Origin of the sequence: Candidatus Tumulicola sp. (assembly GCA_035601835.1) — a bacterium.
Classification (GTDB): Bacteria; Vulcanimicrobiota; Vulcanimicrobiia; order Eremiobacterales; family Eremiobacteraceae; genus DATNNM01.
Map to the genome: position 1 here is coordinate 1 of DATNNM010000016.1, position 22,785 is coordinate 22,785.

Annotated in this window: 20 protein-coding genes; 4 read left to right on the top strand and 16 right to left on the bottom strand. The window is 62.7% G+C overall.

Annotated elements, in window-relative coordinates:
- Nucleotides 1–250: 250 nt before the first annotated feature.
- From rpoD to ppdK, 5 genes are read right to left on the bottom strand one after another with little or no spacing between them, the layout of a single operon-like run.
- Nucleotides 251–1,510, bottom strand: coding sequence for an RNA polymerase sigma factor RpoD (gene rpoD, locus VN934_10465; protein HXM19212.1), 1,260 nt, complete (start codon nt 1,508–1,510; stop codon nt 251–253).
- Nucleotides 1,507–3,294, bottom strand: coding sequence for a DNA primase (dnaG, locus tag VN934_10470; protein HXM19213.1), 1,788 nt, complete (start codon nt 3,292–3,294; stop codon nt 1,507–1,509). Before dnaG ends, rpoD begins: the two co-directional genes overlap by 4 nt.
- Nucleotides 3,284–3,544, bottom strand: coding sequence for a hypothetical protein (locus VN934_10475; GenBank protein ID HXM19214.1), 261 nt, complete (start codon nt 3,542–3,544; stop codon nt 3,284–3,286). The genes dnaG and VN934_10475 overlap by 11 nt, the downstream gene beginning before the upstream one ends.
- A 33-nt stretch (nt 3,545–3,577) precedes the next feature.
- A complete protein-coding gene (locus VN934_10480) occupies nt 3,578–4,657 on the bottom strand; it encodes a deoxyguanosinetriphosphate triphosphohydrolase (protein HXM19215.1) in 1,080 nt (359 codons plus the stop codon).
- Between the two features lie 39 nt (nt 4,658–4,696).
- Nucleotides 4,697–7,636: a pyruvate, phosphate dikinase gene (gene ppdK / locus VN934_10485; GenBank protein HXM19216.1), complete on the bottom strand. Its 2,940-nt coding sequence runs from the start codon at nt 7,634–7,636 to the stop codon at nt 4,697–4,699.
- A 142-nt stretch (nt 7,637–7,778) separates the two neighbouring features.
- Between ppdK and VN934_10490 the strand changes: the two genes are divergently transcribed.
- Nucleotides 7,779–8,219, top strand: a complete 441-nt coding sequence (locus VN934_10490; protein ID HXM19217.1) for a hypothetical protein — start codon at nt 7,779–7,781, stop codon at nt 8,217–8,219.
- Nucleotides 8,216–8,638 carry a hypothetical protein gene (locus VN934_10495; protein ID HXM19218.1) on the top strand — a complete coding sequence of 141 codons (423 nt, stop codon included), beginning with the start codon at nt 8,216–8,218 and terminating at the stop codon, nt 8,636–8,638. Before VN934_10490 ends, VN934_10495 begins: the two co-directional genes overlap by 4 nt.
- Nucleotide 8,639: 1 nt before the next feature.
- Here VN934_10495 and VN934_10500 read toward each other — a convergent pair whose 3' ends face one another.
- The 9 genes from VN934_10500 to VN934_10540 form a co-directional block, all read right to left on the bottom strand.
- Nucleotides 8,640–9,356 carry a hypothetical protein gene (locus VN934_10500; GenBank protein ID HXM19219.1) on the bottom strand — a complete coding sequence of 239 codons (717 nt, stop codon included), beginning with the start codon at nt 9,354–9,356 and terminating at the stop codon, nt 8,640–8,642.
- A 3-nt stretch (nt 9,357–9,359) separates the two neighbouring features.
- Nucleotides 9,360–9,695: a hypothetical protein gene (locus VN934_10505; GenBank protein ID HXM19220.1), complete on the bottom strand. Its 336-nt coding sequence runs from the start codon at nt 9,693–9,695 to the stop codon at nt 9,360–9,362.
- Nucleotides 9,696–9,697: 2 nt separating this feature from the next.
- On the bottom strand, nt 9,698–11,014 hold the full coding sequence (locus VN934_10510; GenBank protein HXM19221.1) for a glycine--tRNA ligase: 1,317 nt from the start codon (nt 11,012–11,014) through the stop codon (nt 9,698–9,700).
- Nucleotides 11,015–11,032: 18 nt separating this feature from the next.
- Entirely contained in the window at nt 11,033–12,319 is a 1,287-nt protein-coding gene (locus VN934_10515) for an ABC transporter permease (protein ID HXM19222.1), read from the bottom strand.
- Nucleotides 12,316–13,224: an ATP-binding cassette domain-containing protein gene (locus VN934_10520; GenBank protein ID HXM19223.1), complete on the bottom strand. Its 909-nt coding sequence runs from the start codon at nt 13,222–13,224 to the stop codon at nt 12,316–12,318. Before VN934_10520 ends, VN934_10515 begins: the two co-directional genes overlap by 4 nt.
- Before the next feature lie 9 nt (nt 13,225–13,233).
- Nucleotides 13,234–14,364, bottom strand: a complete 1,131-nt coding sequence (gene rlmN, locus VN934_10525; protein ID HXM19224.1) for a 23S rRNA (adenine(2503)-C(2))-methyltransferase RlmN — start codon at nt 14,362–14,364, stop codon at nt 13,234–13,236.
- On the bottom strand, nt 14,361–15,071 hold the full coding sequence (locus tag VN934_10530) for a uracil-DNA glycosylase (protein ID HXM19225.1): 711 nt from the start codon (nt 15,069–15,071) through the stop codon (nt 14,361–14,363). The genes rlmN and VN934_10530 overlap by 4 nt, the downstream gene beginning before the upstream one ends.
- Nucleotides 15,068–15,970, bottom strand: coding sequence for a glycosyltransferase family 2 protein (locus VN934_10535; GenBank protein HXM19226.1), 903 nt, complete (start codon nt 15,968–15,970; stop codon nt 15,068–15,070). The genes VN934_10530 and VN934_10535 overlap by 4 nt, the downstream gene beginning before the upstream one ends.
- Nucleotides 15,971–16,176: 206 nt before the next feature.
- The gene (locus tag VN934_10540; protein HXM19227.1) at nt 16,177–17,643 is read right to left on the bottom strand and encodes a hypothetical protein; all 1,467 of its coding nucleotides are present in this window, start codon (nt 17,641–17,643) and stop codon (nt 16,177–16,179) included.
- A gap of 79 nt (nt 17,644–17,722) precedes the next feature.
- Here VN934_10540 and VN934_10545 point away from each other — a divergent pair, with 79 nt between their 5' ends.
- Nucleotides 17,723–18,742 (top strand): hypothetical protein, encoded by a 1,020-nt coding sequence (locus VN934_10545; protein ID HXM19228.1) that lies wholly within the window; start codon nt 17,723–17,725, stop codon nt 18,740–18,742.
- On the opposite strand, the gene prfB is transcribed toward VN934_10545, so the two are convergent.
- Complete coding sequence (gene prfB, locus VN934_10550; protein HXM19229.1) at nt 18,708–19,709, bottom strand: peptide chain release factor 2; 1,002 nt, start codon at nt 19,707–19,709, stop codon at nt 18,708–18,710. The genes VN934_10545 and prfB overlap by 35 nt on opposite strands.
- A 680-nt stretch (nt 19,710–20,389) precedes the next feature.
- Nucleotides 20,390–21,130: a hypothetical protein gene (locus VN934_10555; GenBank protein ID HXM19230.1), complete on the bottom strand. Its 741-nt coding sequence runs from the start codon at nt 21,128–21,130 to the stop codon at nt 20,390–20,392.
- A 192-nt stretch (nt 21,131–21,322) separates the two neighbouring features.
- Between VN934_10555 and VN934_10560 the strand changes: the two genes are divergently transcribed.
- On the top strand, nt 21,323–22,717 hold the full coding sequence (locus VN934_10560; GenBank protein ID HXM19231.1) for a hypothetical protein: 1,395 nt from the start codon (nt 21,323–21,325) through the stop codon (nt 22,715–22,717).
- Nucleotides 22,718–22,785: the final 68 nt, after the last annotated feature.

Sequence of the window (22,785 nt, forward strand, 5' to 3'; positions counted from 1 at the left end):
TGCAGGTGGTGATGAGCCTGTTGCTGGGATGGCTGGCGCAGCATTCCAGCCTGCAAATCGCTTTCCTGATGCTGGGCTTGCTGTACGCCGCGGCGATCGTGGCGGCGATGCGAGCGCGGGATTTATCTACCGCGCCGGCGACGCAAGTTCCGGCGGTTTGATTTTTCTTTCGGTTCAAAAAAATCCGCCGGCGGGAGCCGGCGGTTTTTTTACTTCGCTGATTCAAACGGACGAGATCAGCAGCTACGGTCTAAAGGTATTCGCGCGAGGAGCCCTCGAGAAAGGCGCGGAGCTTGCGCGAGCGTGACGGGTGGCGCAGCTTGCGCAGCGCCTTGGCTTCGATTTGCCGGATGCGCTCGCGGGTGACCCCGAACTCCTGCCCGACTTCCTCGAGCGTGCGCTGATGGCCGTCTTCGAGGCCGAAGCGCAGCACGAGCACTTTGCGCTCGCGGTCCGTCAAATTCTGTAAAACGTCGCCCATCTTCTGCTTGAGCATGGTGACCGACGCGGCTTCTGCCGGCGCCACGGCATCGGGATCCTCGATGAAATCGCCCAGATGGCTGTCTTCTTCTTCACCGATCGGGGTCTCGAGCGAGATCGGCTCTTGTGCGATCTTCATGACCTCGCGCACCTTGTCAGGCGTGAGCGTCATCTCTTTGGCGATCTCCTCCACCGACGGGTCGCGGCCCAGCTCTTGCAGCAGTTGGCGCGAGATCTTCACCAAGCGATTGATCGTCTCGACCATGTGCACGGGAATGCGGATGGTGCGTGCCTGATCGGCGAGCGCGCGGGTGATGGCCTGCCGGATCCACCACGTGGCGTAGGTCGAGAACTTGTAGCCCTTCTTGTAGTCGAATTTTTCGACCGCGCGGATGAGGCCGAGGTTGCCTTCTTGGATCAGGTCCAAGAACAGCATGCCGCGGCCGACATATTTTTTGGCGATGCTCACGACCAGCCGCAGGTTCGCCTCGGTGAGATCGCGTTTGGCGAGATCGCCGGCATCTAGAATCACTTGACTCGGCAGGCGGCTTGCGGTCTTGGCGGCATCCCGCTCCAGCTCGGCGCGCTCGATCGCCTTAGCCAGTTCCTGCTCCTGCGCCATGCCGAGCAGCGGTACCCGGCCGATCTCTTTGAGATACATCCGCACCGGGTCATCAAGCGCGATGCCCGCCGGTACCGGGATCTCTACTACGGGCTCTTCGACCGCGGCTTCTGGGTCTTCGGCTTTTTCGTCCTCGGCGCCGACATCGGGGATCTCGGTGACCTCGATGCCCTGGCCCATGATGTCCTCGACGAGCTCGTTGCCCTTCTCCGGGTCGTCCTCGTCGTAGGCGGCGGTGACGGCCGCCACTTCATCGTAGGTGAGGAAGCCTTGTTTCTTGCCGCGTTCGATGAGCGCTTTGACCGCCGCTTCGCGAGACAATAGCACGCCCGGGGGCTGGCCGTTGGTGCTGGCCGCTCCTGGGATCTGGCTTTTTGTGCCTGTCTTGGGTTTCTTTGCCGCGCTCACGGCGTGGATGTTCCTTCTTTGGTTTCCGCGGCGGGGCCGTGCAGCGAGGTCGCCAGCGTGTTGTATTCTTCGCGTAGCGGCTCCGGTACGATTGTACCCGCTTTGAGGAGCCGATTCATTTCTGCATCGACGCTCGAAAGCCTCCGCTCCAGCTTCCTGCGGTCGAAGCGCAGCACAATCAACGCAAGCCGCCGACTGTCGTCTTCGTGCGAGAGCGGCGGTGAGGCGAGCGAGAGTAGCGTCAACTCCCCACCGATCGAATCTTCGGAGAACAGGGATAACGGATTGAGGCCGCGCGCAAGATCGAGCGCGTGCGACGCAAGCGTGTGATACACCGCGCGCAATTCATCATCTTCGACGTCGTTGGGTTTGATCTGCGCCACGGCTTGGTCGAGCAGCTCCGGGCGCGCCAACACGAGTTGCAGCAGGTCGCGCTCGAATGAAGTCGGTTGCGTGGGCTGCGCTGCGCGGCGTACGATCGCGTGCGCGCTGTCTCGCGGCTGCGACGAGCGGTCGGCGGAATGTCGCGTCTGGCGCAATGCTGTTTCGCTGACGTCGAGGCGCCTGGCCATCACTTTCACGTATTGATCGCGCTCGATCGGATCGCGGACCTGGGCGATGACGGCCAGCGCCTCGCGCGCGGCGTCGCTCTTGCTGCCGAACGCCGTCGCGATGCGCCGGCACGCTTGTTCGATCTTGAAATCTACCCACGGGAGCGAGCTGTCGATCAGCGCGCGGAAGGCCGCGGGGCCTTCGGCGAGGATGAGTTCATCGGGGTCCTTGCCGGCGGGGAGCTGCACGATGCGGATCTTCAGGCCTTCTTCCACGAGCATGTCGATGCTGCGCGCAGTGGCGGCTTGCCCGGCGGCGTCGCCGTCGAAACAGAGGTAGAGGTTATGCGCGACGCGCCGCAGCTCGCGGGCTTGTTCGGGGGTGAAGGCGGTGCCGAGACTCGCGACAGCGTTGCCGAATCCCGCTTGGTGCAGCGAGATCGCGTCGAGGTAACCTTCGACGACGATGATCGCGTCGTCGGCCGACGCCGTTCGGCGGGCTATGTGCAGCGCGTAGACGTGCTCACCCTTGGTGTAGGCCGCGGTATTGCGGGTGTTGAGGTACTTGCGCGGATCGTCGCCAAGCGCCCGGCCGCCGAACGCCATCACTTCGCCGGTGAGGTTGTAGATCGGAAACATCAAGCGGTTCCGGAAAAAATCCACATAGCCGTCGCCTTGCTGGCGTCGGTTGATCAGCCCGGCCTGTTCAGCCATGCCGGCGTCGATGCTCGAGCGCGCCAACGCATTGGTCAAACCATCCCACGAATCGGGCGCGTAGCCCATCCCGAAGCGCTCGGCGGTCTCAGGCTCGATGCCGCGGCGCTTGACGTATGCCAGGGTTTCGGCGCTCTTGAGCAGCCCCGCCGCGAAAAAGCGCTGCGCCGCCGCGTTGGCCTCATAGATCGCCTCGCGCTCGCTGCGCCGGCGCTGCATGCCCGGCGTTTCTTGCAAGACCACGCCTGCGCGCGCTGCCAGCATGCGCAATGCGGCCGGAAAGTCGACGTTTTCGTAGCGCTGCACGAACTTGATGAGGTCGCCCCCGGCGTCGCAGCCGTGACAGTGCCATACCTGTTTCTCGGGATTGAGATTGAACGACGGCGTCTTCTCGGCGTGAAACGGGCACAGCCCGACGTATTCGCGGCCGCGCCGCTTCAGCGTGACGTATTGGCTGACGTACGCGAGCAGATCGACCTTGGCTTGGATTTCGGCGACGACGCCGGCGTCAAACGGCATGGCGCAATGCCCGCGTTACGACTTCGAAGACTATTGCGAACCCAAAAACCGACGACACCAGGCCAAAACCAATAAGCCCCCAGAAGAACCAATCAGATGCAAACCACCACTCATAAAAGGCATCCATCCGAGATTTTTCGGGTCGCGTTATGCCAACCGTGAATCGCTGGACGACTCGCGGGAAAAGCAGAGCGAATATTCCCGCCGTCATGATTGCCAAGCCGCCAAGTCCCTCGACAAAGATCGGCATTTCACAAATCCAGCTTTTTGAGGACCACCGACATTAGACGTCCCACTCTTTAGGCACGAGCGCTTCATCTTGAGGGAAAAGCTCCCGGAACCTTTTCACCGCGAAACGGTCGGTGAAGCCGGCGATGTAGTCGCACACCCGGCGCGGCAGCGTGTCGGCGGCGAGCGGCTGTTCGCGGAACATCGGCGGCAGATCGTCCGGATGTTCGTGATAGTGGCGGAACAGCCGCTTCACGATCTCTTTCGCCTTCGGCTCCTCGCGCTTGGCCTCGTCGTTGAAGTAGACGCGCGCGAACATGAACTGCTTGATGGTTTCGACCGCCTCGAGCACGGGTTCCGACAGCCGGATCTCGTTGGCGTCGCGGCACTGCTCGATCATGTCGCGCACCAGCGTGCCGATGCGGATGGTGCCCCGCGCGCCCAGCTTCTCGATGGCGGCCTTGGGCAGATCGGCGTCGTCGATGATGCCGGCGCGCACGGCGTCGTCGATATCGTGGTTGATGTAGGCGAGGCGATCCGCGTAGCGCACGATCTGGCCCTCGAGCGTGAAGGGGATGTCCGTGTATCCCGCCAGCGCTCCCTTGTGCTTGCTGTGTTTGGCGATGCCGTCGAGCACCTCTTCGGTGAGGTTCAAGCCGACTTTGTCGCCGCGGCGTTCCAACAGCATCACCACGCGCAGGCTTTGCGCGGAATGGATGAAGCGCGCGCCCGGCTCGTACTCGGCCCATACGTCCGTGAGCGCATCCTCGCCGGCGTGCCCGAAGGGTGAATGGCCTACGTCGTGGCCCAGCGCGATGGCCTCGACGAGATCCTCGTTCAACGCCAGGCCGCGCGCGATGGTGCGCGCGATCTGCATGACCTCGAGCGTGTGTGTCAGGCGGGTGCGGTAGTGGTCGCCGAGCGGCGACAGGAAGACCTGCGTCTTGTGCATCAGCCGCCGGAACGCTTTGCTGTGGATGATGCGGTCGCGGTCGCGCTGGAAGCAGGTGCGCACCGGGTCCTCGGGTTCGGGATCGCGCCGGCCGCGCGACCTGCTTGCCAGCGCGGCGTGCCGTGATAGCGTGACGGCCTCGCGCGCCTCGAGCTCTTCCCGAATCGAAAGTGTTGTGCTCATGCCGGCTCAGTCACGCCGTCGAGGCGCGCTGACAAGGCCTTAGTCTTGATCGACCTTCTTGGACGCTGCTGCTTCGGCGTCTCGCTCCTTCAGAACGGATTGCGCTGCCGCCAAGCGCGCCACCGGCACGCGGAACGGCGAGCATGAGACGTAGTCCAAACCGATCTTGTGGCAGTACTCGACCGACGTCGGCTCGCCGCCGTGCTCGCCGCAGATGCCCATTTTCATATCGGGCTTGGTCATGCGGCCGCGCTCCATCGCCATGCGCATCATCTCGCCTACGCCGTCCTGGTCGATGATCTGGAACGGGTCCTCGCGCAAGATCTTCTTCTCCAGATATACTGGAATGAACGACGCTTCCGCGTCGTCGCGCGAGTATCCGAACACCGTTTGCGTCAGGTCGTTGGTCCCGAACGAGAAGAACTCTGCGTACTCGGCGATGCGATGCGCCACGATGCACGCGCGCGGCAGCTCGATCATCGTGCCGACCTGATAGTGCACCTTCGTGCCGGCCGCTTTGATGATGCGGTCGGCTTCGGTCGTGACCATGTCGCGCAGCGCCTTCATCTCGGTCACGGTGCCCACGCCGGGGATCATGATCAGCGGCCTCACGTCGACGCGCTCTTTGCGCAGCTCGGTGGCCGCCTCCATGATGGCGCGCACCTGCATCTGATAGATCTCCGGAAAGACGATGCCCAGGCGGCACACGCGCAGACCGAGCATCGGGTTGCTCTCGTGCAGCGCGCGCACGCGCCGCAGGATGCGCTCTTTCGCCGATAGCTCCGCTGCATCGCCTTTGCCCACGCGCAGCTCGGTGACCTCGACCAGCAGGTCCTCGAGGTTCGGCAAGAACTCGTGCAGCGGCGGGTCGAGCAGCCGGATCGTCACCGGCAAACCCTTCATGGCTTTGAAGATGCCGCGAAAGTCTTCGCGCTGCATGGGTAGGAGCTGCTCGAGGCACTTGCGCCGCGAATCGGGCGTCTCGGCCATGATCATCTCCTGCACCACGGGCAGGCGCTCGATCTGCATGAACATGTGCTCGGTGCGGCACAGCCCGATGCCCTCGGCACCGAAATCGCGCGCCTTCTTGGCATCTTCGGGCGTGTCCGCATTGGCATATACGCCGAGCCGCCGGTACTCGTCCGCCCATTTGAGGATGTGGTCGAACTGGGGCGTCATCTTGGCCGCGGCCATCGGCAGCTCGCCTTCGTAGACGTAGCCGGTCGTGCCGTCAATCGTGATTAAGTCGCCTTCCTTGATGGTCTTGTTCTTCACCGTGAACTGGCGATTGCGCAGGTCGATGAGCATCTGCTCGACACCGACCACCGCCGGCTTGCCCATGCCGCGAGCGACGACCGCGGCGTGCGACGTGGCGCCGCCTTGCGACGTCAGAATGCCTTCCGCTGCGATCATGCCGTGCACGTCGTCCGGCGTGGTCATCGGGCGGACCAAGATGCACTTCTTGTCGCGACGTTTCAACTCAACCGCATCGTCGGGATCAAAGCACACGACGCCGGTCGCTGCGCCTGGCGAGGCGTTCAAGCCCTTGACCAGCGGCGTGCCCTTCGCTTTTTCGTCGATCTGCGCGTGCAGCAGCGCGCCGATGGACGCGGGCTCGATGCGGCGCAGCGCTTCCTCGCGGCTGATGTGACGTTCTTTCACCATGTCGGCCGCGATCTGCACGGCCGCAGCCGCGCTGCGCTTGCCGGAGCGCGTCTGCAGGATATACAATTTGCCGCGCTCGACCGTGAATTCGATGTCCTGCATATCGCGGTAGTGCTTCTCGAGTTTGTCGGCGATGTCCAGGAACTGGCGATAGATCTTGGGCTGCTGTTTCTCCAGCTCCGAGATCTTGACCGGCGTGCGGCTGCCGGAAACGACGTCCTCGCCTTGCGCGTTGAGCAAATACTCTCCGTAGAGTTTCTTCGCGCCGGTCGACGGGTCGCGCGTGAAGGCTACGCCGGTGCCCGAGTCCGGGCCCATGTTGCCGAACACCATCGTGACCACGTTGACCGCGGTGCCCCACCAGTCCGGATAGTGCATGTGGCGGCGATATTCGATCGCGCGCTTGCTGTTCCATGAATTGAAGACCGCTTCGACCGCCATGCGCAGCTGGATGAACACGTCTTCGGGAAAATCTTTTTTGGTATGATGGCGCACGAGCGCCTTATACTCGCTCGTCATGTTGCGGAAGGCCAGCGCGGTGAGTTCGGATTCCGATTGCACGCGCGCCTTGGAGACGTAGCGCTTGAGCACTTCCTCGAAGGGCTCTTTCTTCATGCCCAGTACGACGGTCGCGAACATCTGGACGAAGCGCCGATACGCATCCCACGCGAACTTGTCGTTCTTGGTGAGGATGACGAGCGCGTTGCAGGTCCGGTTGTTCAAGCCGAGGTTGAGCACGGTGTCCATCATGCCCGGCATGCTGACCCGCGAGCCGGAGCGCACCGACACGAGCAGCGGTTGGTTCTCGCCGCCGAACTCCTTGCCGGTCTTGCGTTCGAGCTCGACCATTCGCCGGTGCAGCTCTTCATCGAGGCCGTTCGGGAATTGCTTGCCCAATTCGAAGTAGCGCCGGCAGACTTCGGTCGTGACGGTGAAGCCCGGAGGCACGGGCAAGCCGATGCGCGTCATCTCGGCAAGGCCGGCACCCTTGCCGCCGAGGAGGTCGCGCATGTCGGCGCCGCCCTCCTCGAACGTGTACGTCATCTTGCCAAGGTGGAGTTTGGTCGGCGGTTCGAGCTTGCGGCTTTGGGCTTTGCGCGGCGGCGGCAGCGGCGGCATCGGCCGGACGGGGTCGTTGGGGCCGATCTCCGCGAGCACGAGCCCCGCGAAACCGTCCTGCTTGCCTTTGGGGGCGCCTTTTTTGACCTTGCCGTCCGTTTTGACGGCTACGCCCTTGCCGTTGGATCTCGACGGCTTTGCGGACGCGCTCTTGGACGGCTTTTTGGTCTTGACGGCTGCCTTGCTCGATTTCACTACTGGTGTGTCCCCCGCGCGTTCACCCACCGGTACAAGAACCGGCAGAACGGACGCAATCATGCTTCTTGTGTTCTTTGACGCGGGACAGAGAGAATCCCGTTGCCGTCGGCGAATTTAGGGGACGCAGGAGGACGACATCGTGATCGTTCGCTCGGTTCTCTTCCAGCGTTTGGCCATCGCCGCCGGCTGCGCCGCCGTGCTCCTCGTGGCCGGCGGTTTCAGTTCATGCAATAGCGTTTTTGGGACCGGCCTCGGGCCCGTCGTCGTGAATCCGCAGACGATAAGCATCGCGTGCCCGACCACCGAGCACACGTTCACGGTGACGCAGCAGAATTTCTCCGGCACGTTCACGGCGGTGAGCGCCGACACGACACGGGTCACGGTCGCGCCGACGATCGTGCCGGCCGAATTCGTCGTTCGGGATGGCACCAACGCCGACGGCACGTTGACGATCGTGACGGTGACGGGCGGCGGAGGGATGACGGGCACCACGTCCGTCACGGCGCTCGGCTGTACGTGCGTGCGGCATCACGACATGTGGGATGCGTGCCCATTGAAGTCGGAGGTCAAGCACAGATGAGAAGCAGCTCGATCGTTTGGAAACAAGTCGCGATCGGCGCAGTCTTGGTCGGCATCGCCGTGGCCGCGAGCGGCTTCGGCTCTTGCAGCGGCTACTCGCCTCCTGGCCCCATCTTCGGAGCGGTGGTCGCAACGCCCAATCCTTTGACCGTGAACTGTCAGGCAACGTTTTCCGTGTCGCAAGTAGGCTACGGGGGGCCATTCGGAGCGACTAGCAACAACGCGAATGTGACGGTTGCGGCGACGTCGCCGCCGAACACGTTCTTGGTCATGGAGCCTAGCGGCACTTTTACCGGCGCCGCCACCATCACGGTTACCGGCTACGCCGGCGGCCAGACGACTGAGAACCTGAACGTCACGTCACCCTGCCTCTGCGTTCGCCATCACGACATGTGGGGGACTCGGAAGCACGCGCGCTGATCTACGGCGTCATCTGCATGGGGTGAGCGTTCTGATGCCGGCGCTTCGCCGGCGTGACGCCGGGATTAGTATCGGCGAACGCTCCCTTCGGATTTGGGATCACCCAGAAACTGGTGATCCATATCTCGGGCAGCAAGAACACATGGCGCACGTCGCCTGCGCGTTTCGCGATGCCGGCGCGCACGAGCGGTTGCGCCGCAGGATGCGCGGGATTACCGCCGTTTTTTTCAAACACGGCGTTGAACAGCGACCCATATCGCTCTTGACCATCCGCTCCGCGCACGACGTAGTGGACGTGCTCTATGAAATGCACCCAGCGATCAGGTTGTAGGCCCCAAACGGCCGGGCGTTTCGCGCGGTCCCACACCGGCATGGTGAAGTCCGCGCCTATCAGGCGTCCCTTCGCGTCGTACCAGAGCTGCGTCGGATGTTTTGGGTCGTCCGAGAACCAACGCAGGTTCGTGTAGGTAATGATGCCCGCGTCGTCTTCGGCGGTGTATCGGAAGTAGCCGGCGTCGATCGCAGTCTTTGGGCTTGGGAAGCGTTTGCGGAGATCGGCCGACACAAGTGTGACGAACTTCGCCTCGCTTGGGTTGGGAAACGGCGAGAGCGTCGGCGCGAGCAGCGGGGTCGGCGCGACCGGCGCTGTGGTGCGAGCGCACCCAGCCGCGAAGACCGCGAACACGATCAGCGAGAACGACGCTGCGAGTCTACCCACGCGTCAGGGCATTTCGTTTGAGGCCTTTTGCGCCTCCAGCTGGTCCGCGGCCGCGCTGGTGTTCTGGTCCGTCCCCGAGTTGCCGGCCTGCCCCGATTGCGCCGTGCCCTCCAACTTCCTTTGCGCGGCGAGCGCGCGCGCGCAGTCCCCGACTCTTTGCTCTTCCGGGTGTCTGGAGCAGTACGCGACCATTGTCGTGCGGTCGTCGCCGTGCGCCATCCAGTATTCGATCGCCGATCTATCGTTGGGATCGTGCGACACCGGATGGTACGATGAACTGGCATAGTACCACACCCCTGCCGCCACGAGAGCCAGGACGACGTAGCCCAAAATCCTCATGCCTAAGGTATCGTCAATATTCTCCCCTGGAGATACCCCGGCAGCTTGTCGATAGCCACCCGTACCTGCGCTTTGGAGTCGCGGTCCCGCACGGTGACGTCCTGCTTCTCGAGGCTTTCGTAGTCAACCGTCACGCACAGCGGTGTGCCGATCTCATCCTGGCGATAGTAGCGCTTGCCGACGTTGCCCGAGTCATCGAAGATGGTGCGCATGTGCGGCCGCAGGTCGCGTTCGATGCGCGCGGCCAGCTCGACGATGTCCGGCTTGTTGCGCACGAGCGGGAACACCGCGACCTTGTAGGGTGCGAGGCTTGGGTGCAAGCGCAGCACCGTGCGGTCTTCTTCCTTTTCATACGCATCGATCAAGAACACGAGCAAGGCGCGATCGGATCCGAGCGCCGGCTCTACCACGGCGGGCAGGAATTTCGTCTTGCTCTCTTCGTCGAAGAACGAAAGGTCTTTGCCGCTCGCTTTGACGTGCTGGTCCAAGTCGAACGTGCCGCGGTGCGCAATGCCCTCCAGTTCGCCCCAACCGAACGGGTAGTCGTACTCGATGTCGGTCGTCGCGCGGCTGTAATGCGCGAGGTCGGCGCCCGAATATTCGTGTTTGCGCAAGCGCTCGGCTTGCACGCCGAGCGACAGCCACCATTGGTAGCGTCGCTCCACCCAGTAGCGGTACCACTTCATGCCTTCGTCTTCGGGCTGCGGCGGCACGAAGAACTCCATCTCCATCAGTTCGAATTCGCGCGAGCGGAAGATGAAGTTGCCCGGCGTGATCTCGTTGCGAAAAGCCTTGCCGATCTGCGCGATGCCGAAGGGCGGCCTCTTGCGCGCCGCTTGATAGGCGAGCTTGAAGTCGACGAACATGCCCTGCGCGGTCTCGGGGCGCAGGTACGCCTCGGACGAGGCGTCTTCCATCGCGCCGATGGAGGTCTTGAACATCAGGTTGAACGCGCGCGGCGCGGTCAGCGTCTTGTTGCCGCAGGCAGGGCACTGGTCGCTTGTGAGGTGGTCGGCGCGCCAGCGCTTCTTGCAGGTCTTGCAGTCCACCATCATGTCGGTGAAATTGTCCACGTGTCCGGATGCCCGCCAGACCTCCGGATGCATGATGACCGATGTCTCGATGCCGACCACGTCGTCGCGCAGCGTCACCATGTCGCGCCACCACGCTTCGCGCAGGTTGCGCTTGAGCTCCGTGCCAACCGGGCCGTAGTCCCACATGCCGTTCACGCCGCCGTAGATCTCGCTCGATTGAAAGATAAAACCGCGGCGCTTTGCAAGCGCCGTGATCTCGTCCATGGTCGGTTTTGGTCGCGCCACGTTGCCGATCGCCGATCCCTACGAGGGCGCCCGCAGCGCGCGCCAGATCTCCGAAGGATTGGGCGGCTTGCCGTACATCAGCGCGCCGACGCGATACAGTTTACCGGCCAGCAGCGTGAGTCCCCAGATCGCGAGCAGCGATCCGCCGATGGCCACCCCGATCTGCCACGCGGGCACCGAGCTGATGGCGACCCGGGTGAACATCAGCATCGGGCTGATGAGCGGTACCATCGAGGCCCAGACGAACAGCGGTTTTTCGGGATCGTTCAACGCGAAGATCGACAAGAGGTAGGCCACGACCACCGGCATCACCATAAATGCGTTGGCTTGCTGGATGTCTTCCGCCTTGCTGCACAGCGCGCCCAACCCGGCGAACATCGCGGCATACGAGAAGAATCCCAAGAGGAAGAACAAGACCAAGAACCCCAGCATCGACAGGGGCACGGTGGCGACGCCCAGCCCGGCTTGAGGGGCCACTGACGCGCCGCTGGCAGCAGCCGGAAGATGCATGCCGTGCACGATGTTCAAACCGACGAGCACCAGCATGCCCCCCGCGGCAAGCACGAAGACCAAGAATTGGGTAAGCGCCAGGCTGCCGATGCCGAGGATCTTGCCGGCGAGCAATTCGGTCGGACGGACGGCGCCGATCATGACCTCCATGATGCGATTGGATTTCTCTTCGATCACGCCTTGCGCGACGTACACGCCGTACAAGAGCACCGACATGTAGAGCAGCAGCAGCAAGAAGTACACCAACGCCTGCGACAGGAACTGTTCGGTTTCATTCTTGTAGAGCTCGTTCAAATTGACGACTTTGAAAGGGAAGTTCAGCGCGTGCTGGGCGAGGCGCGCGCTCGCCCCTGTGCCTTCAACGGTGAGCACCGCGCGGACGAGCGACTGCCGTAGGCCCGTTCCTTTTTCGAGGCTGCTCGATTTGCTGGGGAAGAACGCGAAACCGACCTCGCCTTGCGCGTCTTTGTAAGCGACGAGCGCTGCGTCATACTTGCCGGCCTTCAGCGCCGTCCGGATCGTCGCCGGCAGCTCAGGCCCGGTGGCGGCCTCCTTTGCGATCGTTATCTTGTAATTGGAGTGGCCGAGCGCGTCCTTGACGGCGGCCGCCGTCTTTTGATCGGCGGCCACGACGACGAGCGGACTTTGAAACGAAGTGTCGAGCCAGACGAAGAGCAGCGGGAGGAACGACAACCCGATGATGCCGACCACGCCGAGGATCGTGCCGATGATGAAGCCCGCGCCTTTGATGCGCTGGACGTATTCGCGCTGGAAGATGATGCCGACGCTGCTCAAGCCGCCGCCTGTTCTTCCGCCGCCTTCACGTAGTGGAGGTAGATGTCGTTAAGGCTCGGTTCGACGACTTCGAAATGATCCACCGGACCGGCGGCAACGGCGGCCTTGAGGATCTCGGCCGGCGCGACGTTGGGCGACGCTTTGACGTTGACATAGCCGTCGTCCGACGGGCGCGCCGTTGCGCCGTCGAATCGATCGAGAAAGCTCAAGTCGGAGAGCGCCGTCATGCGGATGAAGCGATCCGGCCATGCGCGTTTGATCGACACGAGACTGCCGTTGATCACCGCGCGCGAGCGGTCGATGATGCAGATGTCGCGCGTGAGTTCCTCCACCTGTTCCATGCGGTGGCTGGAGAGCAGCACCGCGGTGCCCGCCTTGACCAGGTCTCTGATCGCGCCTTTGAGGATCTCAACGTTGATGGGATCGAAGCCGGCGAACGGCTCGTCGAGCACCAGCAGCGGCGGCCGGTGCACGACCGCCGCGATGAACTGCACCTTTTGCTGATTGCCTTTGGAAAGCTCTTGCGGACTCTTCGTGAGGTTCTCAGTGAGGTTGAATTCGTCGGCTAATTCTGCGATGCGCTTGCGCGCGTCGGGCGCGCTCATCCCATGGATGCGCGCCAAGAACAGCAGCTGCTCTGCCACCTTCATCTTCGGATACAAACCGCGCTCCTCGGGCAGGTAGCCGAAGGTATGGCGGATGTCCGCGTCCACCGTCTTGCCCGACCAGCTCACCGTGCCGCTATCGGGCCGGAGGATGTCGAGCACCATGCGGATGGTCGTCGTCTTGCCCGCGCCGTTGGGGCCGAGAAGGCCGAAGACGGCGCCTGGTTGCGCGGTGAACGACAACTCCGACACGGCCTGCACCTTACCGAAAGACTTCGAAACATTGAAGACTTCGAGCATGTCGTAAGGCTAGTTTTTTGGTATGGGTTGCTGGACCTCTTGAGTATGCTCCGCCCGGAGCTGGCCGCACGCGGCCGCGATGTCGTCGCCCATCGTGTGCCGGATCGTCGAAGGCACGCCTCGCGCGCGCAGAATCTCCTGGAAGCGGCGCATCACTTGCGGCGAAGAGCGTCCGTACGACGCCGCGGTGGCGTTGTACGGGATCAGGTTGACGTGGTGGAGCGGGCCGCCGAGCAGGTCCGCGAGCTGGCGCGCGTCGTCAGGGCGGTCGTTGACCCCTGAAAGCATCACGTATTCGTAAAAGACCTTGCGCCGGGTCACCGCGACGTACTCGTTGGTGGCGGCCATCAGCTTGGCGATCGGCCACTTCTTGTTGATGGGCATCAGTTTGGTGCGCATGTCGTCATCAGGCGCGTGCAGCGAGATCGCGAGGTTCACTTGGATGCCCTGGCGCGTGAAACGCTCGATCCCGGTGACCACGCCCGCGGTCGAAACCGTCATGTGGCGCGCCCCCAGGTTGAACCCGTTTTTGTCGTTGAGCATGGCGATCGAGTCCATCACCGCATCGTAGTTGAGGAACGGTTCGCCCATGCCCATGAACACGAGGTTGGTCAGCGCGCGTTTTTCGGCGCGCGCATGCCGCGCCACGAACAGCGCCTGGTCGAAGATCTCGAGCGCGCTCAGGTTGCGGAAGAATCCACCTTGGCCGGTCGCGCAAAAATCGCAGCGCAACGCGCAGCCCGCTTGCGAGGAGATGCAGGCAGTCGTGCGCCCTCCGCGATGGCGCATGAGCACGGCTTCGACTTCTTTGCCGTCGGCGAGCGCGAAGAGCAGTTTGGTCGTCTGTCCGTCTTTTGACGTGGCATCGCGGATGAGCGACAGGCTGGAGAGTTTTATCGCCTTCGCAAGCCCGGTGCGTAGGGCGGCGGGCAGCACGCTGATCGCCCCGAGGTCCTCCGCCAGCTCTTTGGTCGCGGCGCGGTAGACTTGTTCGAGGCGGTAGCGCGGCAAAGCGAACGCCTCCGCGAGCGCCGCCGCGCTTGCGTGCCCCGCCTCTTTTGCGCGCCCTTCCCACCACGTCGCCTGGGCGTCGCGCGGTCCTGCCGCCGGTTTGGTGGCAGCCTTGATCGCGGTGCTCATAGATCGAACTTCAATTCCAACGCTTGCTCCTCGGACGCCGCTTGATCTGGCAGCTCAGGCTCTTGTGGTATGCCGGACTTTAGTCCGGCTTCGGCGGTCTCGTCCTCGCCGGCGAGGCGGCGTTGCACGGCCTGCAGATCGCTCCACACCAACTTCTTCACCGCGTTGATGTTTCCGCCGGTCAGACGCAAGATATACGCGGGGTGGAAGGTCACGATGAGGTCGCTGCCAAGCGGCCCCGGGTACCAGACGCCGCGCTGACGCGTGATGGAAAAGCCGGCACCTTGAAACGACTTGGCCGCCGGCGCCCCCAACGCCAGCACCACGCGAGGCTTGAGCACCGATAGTTCGATGTCGAGATATTCCCGGCAGTTCGCCATTTCTTCTTGCATCGGCGCGCGGTTGAATACGCGCCCGTTCTCCTCGGTGGTCGCGCGGCACTTGATGGTGTTGGTGATGAAGACATCCTCGCGGCGCAGCCCGATGGCGGCGAGCATTCGTGTGAGCAGCTCGCCGGCGCGGCCGACGAACGGTTCGCCCTGGCGGTCCTCGTTCTCGCCCGGACCCTCGCCGACGATGACCAGCGGCGAATGCGGATCGCCCACGCCGCACACGACCTTCGTGCGCGTCGAGCCGATGGCGCAGCGGCGGCATGCATCAACAGTCTGGTGAAGTCGCTCGAGCGCGGCTGCGCGATCGTCGTTCATGGATGCTTGGCGATCACGGCGCGCGCCGCGAACAAGACGACGAGCAAGACTCCGGCATAGAGGAAATAGCGGCCGACCAACGCCGCGGATAGCGACCAGTACCACATCTTGCCGTGGTGCTTGATCCAGTACAGGCGACGGCTGCGCTGGCGCCAGTTGAGCACGCCGAGCGCGCCCCAGCGCTTCTTGCTGCCGCCCTCCTCGCCCCGGTGCGTGACCACGCACTGGGGAAGAAATACGACGCGATAGCGCTGATCGTGCAAGCGGTGTGCGAAGTCGATCTCTTCATGGTACAAGAAGAACTGCTCGTCGAAGCCGCCGAGGTGGCGGAACACTTCGGTACGGATGATCATCGCCGCGCCGACCACGATGTCGACGTCGCGCTCGCTCGAGTAATCCCACTGCCTCAGTTCGTAACCGTTGGCCTGCGCGCGGAACAGCGGCAGGTCGCCCCAGGCAGAACTGCGCAAATACGCCTGCCACCAGGTATCGAACTCGCCGCAGGATTCGGCGAGCGAGCCGTCTTCGTGCAATTGCTTTGCGCCGGCCATCGCGACATCGGGGTGCGCGGCGAAGTACTTGACGGCATTGGCCAGGACGCCGGCATGCGCCGTCGCATCGGGATTCAAAAAGAACAACAGCGGCGCGTTCGCCCGGCGCGCGCCGACATTGCACGCCTTGGCAAAGCCGAGGTTCGAACCGTTCTCGATCACCTCCACGCCTGGTAGCGCCGCCTTGGCTCGGGCGACGCTGTCGTCGGCCGAGCCGTTATCGGAGACGATCACTTGCGCGAGCTGCGGATCGGCCTGCACGTCCGGCAGCGCGGCCAGCGAGCGGAGACATTGTTCGAGCTCATCCGCGGCATTGTAACTGACGACCACGACGGAGATCTGCGGCATCGCGACCTTGTTCTCGGACCGGGGCTAAAGCCCCGGCACTACAAACCCCGGGGCTAAAGCCCCGGCACTACAGACCCCGGGGCTAAAGCCCCGGCACTACATACGGGCTTCCAAAAAAAACGAGCGCCTTTTTTGACGCTCGTCGAGGTGGTCCCGCCGGAGCTTCATCGCCCGGGCCCAGCGGCGGCCTGATCGGGCGGTGGGAGTTACGACGCTCTCTGGGCCGGCTCCGGTGTCTGCACGGGTGGAAGCGCGTTGAGCGCGTCCATGATCATGCTGAGCGGAATGCCGTAACCCTCGCTAACCTGCTCGATCGTCTCGAACTCCGAGATCGCGCAGTTGGAGCATCCTCCGAGGTGAAAGTTGGCGAACACTGCTCTCGCGCCTGGGTGGAGAGCAAATGTTTCGCCGACGGTCAGAGTCTGGTTGAATTTAGGACTGTCTGTACTGACGGCGACCACCCCCTTCTCCCGTCGTGCGTCGCCGTTTTCTCTTCGTCTGGCGACAAGCCGCGGGTTATTACGAGGCTTGTTTTCGACCGCCGTCACGGCTGAACCTTTCGCGCGCACACTCTGCCACAGCCGCTCGGCGAACGCCAGCATGAGCGGCGCATCATCCCACGGCGTATCCCACGAACGATCGACGAACGGCAGCCAGCTCAAAATCGCCGAGATGTTGCGCTTGGTGAGCGCTTTGTGCAGGTAGTGCGGAAAAAGCTTGAAGGCTCGCGGCGACATCGGCACCCTGCGCACCTCCGACGGGGCGCACCCAGCCAGCATGCCGGCGATCGCGCTTGAGAAAACATCTCCGGAGCGAAGGCTCAAATGCTGCCCGCTGGTCACGCGCGGATGGAACTCGATGATCTTGAACGCTTGATCGCGCGCATCGAGGATCCAATCGAACCCGGAGAAGCCGTGGACGCCGGTGAGCTCGCCCGTCTGCCTGAGGACTTCCTCGACATGCGGCGGATAGAACAGCCGGCGCGTGCACGATGGGCTGAATGGGGTAGGCCAGGTCTCCAGTTTGACCATCGACTGAAAACAGAGCAGCCGTCCGTGGTCGAAGAGGGCTTCGACGATTCCGACCGGGCCGTCGAGGAAGCGCTGGAGCGCGAACGGCCTCAAGTCGGTGCGCTGGTCGTATGCCGTGCGCAGCGCCGACTCGTCCGTAGCTTTCCAAACGTCGCCGCCGCCGAAGCCTTGATCGAGTTTGAGCATCACGGGATAGCCCAATGTCCGCGCGGCCGAGGCGGTCTCCGTGAACGTGTCGCAGATGGCGAACTCCGGAATGGGCAAGCCGATTTCACCGGCCTTGCGCATGAAGTCGTTCTTCGAAATCGCGCATTGAAGGACGTCGCTTCGATGATCGAACGGGAACCAGCCGTCCAGCCACGCCTCGCCCGCGTGTTTCGCAAGCGCGATGAGCATCGGGTCATCGATGACGACCACCCAGGCGTATTCGCGGCTCTGCCTCGCAAGGTGCTCGCGCAGCGCCTCGGCGCACGCGTCGGCGTTCGAGGGCGCGGGCACGCGCCGGCTGACGTAGCGACTTCGCGCGACGAGGCTTGAAGGATCGCCGAACACCGTGACGGTGCAGCCCGCTTCGTGCAGCAAGCGCGGAATACGAGCCGGACCAACCCAATTGCTGGCCGTGCAGATCAAGACTTCGGGCACGCTTGTCGAACCTTACCTGTGTCGGTCCCCGTTCGCCGTTCCTCCTAGGATGGGATTACTCTTGCGCGAAGGGGCGGTCATGGTTCGTCCTCCTGACGGACTCACCTTCGATTGGTGGGTCGCGATCTTGAGCCTGGTCTTCACCGGCGGCCTCTTCGTCGACGGCTGGGCGCACAATCACCTGGACACCATCGACACATTCTTCACGCCCTGGCATGCGATGTTCTATGGCGGCTTCGGCCTGCTGGTGCTCTTCTTCGCATGGACGATGGTCGCGAATCACGCGAAAGGATTCAGCTGGACCCAGTCCGTCCCGGCGGGCTATGAGTGGTCGATCATCGGCATCGCGGTCTTCCTGGTTAGCGGCCTTGGCGACATGCTGTGGCATATGTTCTTCGGCATCGAAGTCAGCACGGAGGCGCTGCTGAGCCCCACGCACGTTGGTCTCGCTACGGGCGGCGTGTTGATGCTCGCGGGTCCGTTCCGCGCCGCGGTGGCGCGCGGACCCGAACGCATGAGCGGGCCGGCTTCGTACCTGCCGGCGGTGCTTTCGCTGGCGGCCGTCTTCACGGTCCTGACCTTCATGACGCAATTCGCACCCGCGCTCGGGTTTTATGGCACCGGTCCCAAGCCGCCGCAGGCGATATTCGAACTCAAAACCGACCGCGGAGTCGTCAGCCAACTCTTCCAAGCCGCCCTCATGGCGTCGATCATCCTGCTCGCCGTGCGGCAGTTCGGCACGCGGCTTCCGGCCGGCTCGATCACGCTCATCCTGACCATCAATGCGGCGATGATGGCCACCCAAGGCGACACCTACTGGATGCTTCCGGGCGTCTTCGCCACGGGCGTTTTGAGCGACGCGCTGCTCTACACGCTGAAGCCCTCAGTCGCCCGTGTGGTCGACTTTCGCACGTTCGCGTTTGCGCTGCCCAGCTTATACGCCGCGTGTCACTATCTGACGCTTTTCGCGCTCGGCAGGCCAGTATACTATTCTGTGCACTTGTGGGCCGGCTTGATCGTCATTTCCGGCATCATCGGATTGCTGTTGAGCTTTGTCGCTCTTCCTAACTCCTCCGCTCCTGCAGATATGCGTTCATGAACGGGTCGAGATCGCCGTCAAGCACGCCTTGCGCGTTCGCGATCTTGACGTCGGTGCGATGGTCGTTGACCATCGTGTACGGCTGCAGCGTGTACGAGCGGATCTGACTGCCCCACTCGATCTTGCTCTTGTGGCCGCCGAGCTGCGCTAGTTTCTCCGCCTGCTCTTCGCGCCGTCGCTGCAGCAGTTTGGCGGCGAGCATCTTCATGGCGCGGTTCCGGTTGGCCAGCTGCGAGCGCTCGTTCTGCACCGCCACGACGATGCCGCTCTGCTTGTGGATGACGCGCACGGCGCTCTCCGTCTTGTTGACGTACTGGCCACCGGCGCCGCCGCTCTTGTACGTCTCGATCTCGATCTCGTCGGGCCGGATCTCGATCTTCTCGTCGCCTTCCTCGATGTCAGGCGTCACATCGACCGATGCGAACGACGTGTGGCGCCGTTTGGCGGCGTCGAACGGCGATATGCGGACCAGCCGATGCACGCCGCGCTCGCTCTCGAGATAGCCGTACGCATTACGGCCTTCGATGACCACCGTCGCGCTCTTGATGCCCGCTTCGTCGCCGTCGAGCGTGTCGACGACCTCGGTGCGGTAACCGTGCCGCTCGGCCCAACGCAGATACATGCGCAGCAGCATGGAAGCCCAATCACAGGCTTCGGTGCCGCCCGCGCCGGCGTGGATGGTCAGGATCGCCCCGTGGCTGTCGAACTCGCTGTCGAGGACGGCCGTGGTCTCGGCGGCTTCGACCGATGCGCGAAGCCGCTCTAGTTCAGCTTGGACTTCAGCTTCGAGCCCGGCGTCCGCGTCGCCCAGCGAGAGGTATTCGCCGATCTCGCTCGCCTTGCCGGCGAGTCCCGCCAAAAGCTCGACCTCGCCGCGCAGATCGGAAAGCCGCTTCATATGTTTTTGCGCGGCTTGCGCGTCGTCCCAAAAAGATTCGCCGTGCGACTGGCGCTCTAGCGCCTCGATCTCGCGCTGTTTGCCGGCATAGTCAAAGGCGCACCTGCAGCGTTTTGAGGCGGTCGTTGATCTTGTCGAGGTCGGCGCGCAACTGTTCGTTCATCATGTATCCTTAGACGGCGGTCAGTTCGGCAAGTGAAGCCATACTCCGCCTGATGTTCCGTGATCTTTCATAAGCCACTTTATGCCGCCAAAACAACATACTCGTCGCTTTCCAGATGCAAGCATGTCGCAAGCTTTCTCGATCCGGCGCCTGCGCGTTTCCGGTTGCTTGGCTGAGCTTATCCAGAGAATCCAGTCACGGCGCGCGATTGGTGTGATATCCGCCCACAATGCCTGCGCCAGCGGGGCTGCTGCAAGGGCTTTGCGTAGACCCATTGGCACCCTGGTCTCCGGTTCTTTTCCCGCCCGCGTGATCTCAACCGTCACCGTGTCTACGGCGTCTGCGCCTGCAGCATCGTGCATGGCTTTGTTGACCCGGAGCCGGTGACTTCCTTTGCCGTTTGGTTCGAGAGCGGCACGAAAAGGGAAGCCATTGATAGTTCCCTCAACCATCGTCATACCTCGTGATGGAAGCTTCGCGCTCGCGTTCTTGGGCAGAGTTAGAAGGGTCCGCGATCCAACCTTTTCGGTCGCCTCAGGCCGAAACAACTTGGCACTGAAGCGAATCGTTGACTTGGTTTCTTTTTTCAGAAAGACCTCAAACTAGCCACCATCCAGGCGGCCCCCGTAATCAGAAAATTCAGGGCGAATTCGGACCAATTCCCATGCGCGTCCGGGTGAGCGATCAGCAGCGGGACCCAAACCAAGACACCAAAGAGCGCTAGCATCAGGGTCATCAGGCCTATCGCCAGTCGCGCCTGACGATTGATGAGAATGGCAACCGCAGCGAGTGCAAACGCGATCGTCGTGAGTATCGCCCAGAACATCTGATTTGGCGGAATCCACGTTGGAACCAAATCCGCTGTCACATGAAAATAGAACATCTGAGCCAGCGTGAACGAAATCGCGCAGAGTCCGAGCCCAAGGCGCGCCGCTCGGCCGAGCGCTGCCGCCCGCGCTGCATTCGCCTCAGTCGCCGCGTACCCGGCAACCGCGCCGCACAATAAGCAGAACTGTTCGAAGAAGCTGCCGTATTGAGCGTAGATGGTCGGTGCAGCAATGATACCAGGAATGCAGGCCAGCGAGAAAAGCGCGTAGACGACGCCTAAAACGATCGACGCCAAGCGCGCGGTGCGCGGGAATAGCATCCCGATTCCACCGCCGATTTGAACGATCATGAGACACGCGCCGATGATTGTGCCAAAAGGCAGGCTCCAGATCCTACGCAGAGATTGCCACGTGTCAGCGTCGTGCCACATCAGGCAGATGACGCCGAACAGCACCGCCGACGCGCCAAAGACGATCCGCCCGTACAACGCTGTTTTCATCCAGAATGCACTCTCCGCACGCGGGGCGGGCATTCTGGGACACTCTGAGCCCGCCCCTGCTAAATCGAATTCGACTGTCAAACGTCCGGTTACCGATTGAAACGTCCGGTGCGATGCGCCAGCCGGAGAGGGGCCCCCGGCGGCAAAGAAAGAACCGGGTCCGCCGAGGAACTTCTGATCAGAGGAGGCGTAATGGAAAGCCGTTCCTTCCATCGCTACGGCGTAGTTTGCGCAATCGTGCTGCTCTTGGGTCTGCTGGTTTCCCCCGCAGAGCCGGCCGGTGATGCTCAATTTGAGCAGGCGTCAGTCGATGCTTCCGCAGACAGCAACTGCATGCTTCAACCCGAAGGGAACCAGGACCCGAACGAGTCTCTCCACGTCTATGCGGACGAGGATGGCGTCGTCCGCTTTCTCGCGGTGCGTCCGACGCTCCCGAGCAGCGTCGAGCGGCTGACGCTCGATTGCACCGATGCCAACCAACGGGCCAAGACCTATTCCGTCGATCTTCGGTCGGAGGTGACGTTCCAACCGCGCCCGTTTGACGGATCGCGCACGACCCTGGCGGTTCGGCCGGCACTGACCGGCGACCCGCGTCGCTTCACGACGAAAGAACTGCTCGAGGCGGGCTACGGACTGCGCCCAGATCCGATAAAGGATCCAGACGCGTACCAAGAGTGGCTCGCTGCGGCGAGCGCGGTGACGTACAAGCTCCGTCGTGACCGGACGTTGGTGTGGTTCCCGATCTCGCGCCAAGCGTACCTAGGCCGAACTGAGGACCCGCCCGAAAGCGTCCACAAGAGCCCGTCTGTTGGCTGGACCGGGGCCGTGCTTTATGGTTCCTTCCAAAAGAAGGCGACGGCCGCTGAGACGATCAGTTACGGGGCGAGTTCGGCGACCATCGTTGTCCCAAGGTTAAAGCGCGGTCCCACCGCCGCGGCGACGATATGGAACGGGCTCGACAATGTTTTCCAAGCCATCGTCGATGTCAATACAACACCGACGATCGCATACTTTGGGATCCACCACCAAACCTTTGACAAGCACAGCGGACACACCGACACCGCTGGAACAAGATTCACTCCTCACACCGGCGACCACATCTCCATGGAGGAGTGGTATTGCGACGCGAAGGGAAACTTGAATCTCAGCGGTGGCTACGAGTGCACGAACATGGTCGACAGCACCCAACACGCACAATGGGAATGCGATAAGGCCACAAGCTCAGACTGCCCATCCTATAAGCTCAATGCCGGGGAGGTGGGCAACGGCAAGCTCGGCTGGCAGACGGAATTCATCATCGAAGACGACTCCAAGAATGCAGGCGAGTGGCCCAATTTCTCGCCGGTGACGATGCATGGATCCGCCGATGTGATCGTGGGCGATGGCATCAAGGGAACCGGCAGATTCGTGAGTATGAACTACGGGAGTCTCAGCGACCCGAAGATCAAGCTGTTGACCGACAACAATCATAGTAAGCGGCATCTCCGCATCACCCTGCCAACCGGTGCAGTCAAATGGGTTCAGACAACGTGTGGACCAAAAGACACGTGGGATGCCAATAGCGGAAACTGCGTCGCTAAGAAGTAGCCGCGTTTCGCGGTAGGGAATTGTTTGGAGGCGCGTGGCTGTGCTGTCCCGTAATGGCCGGGCACAAC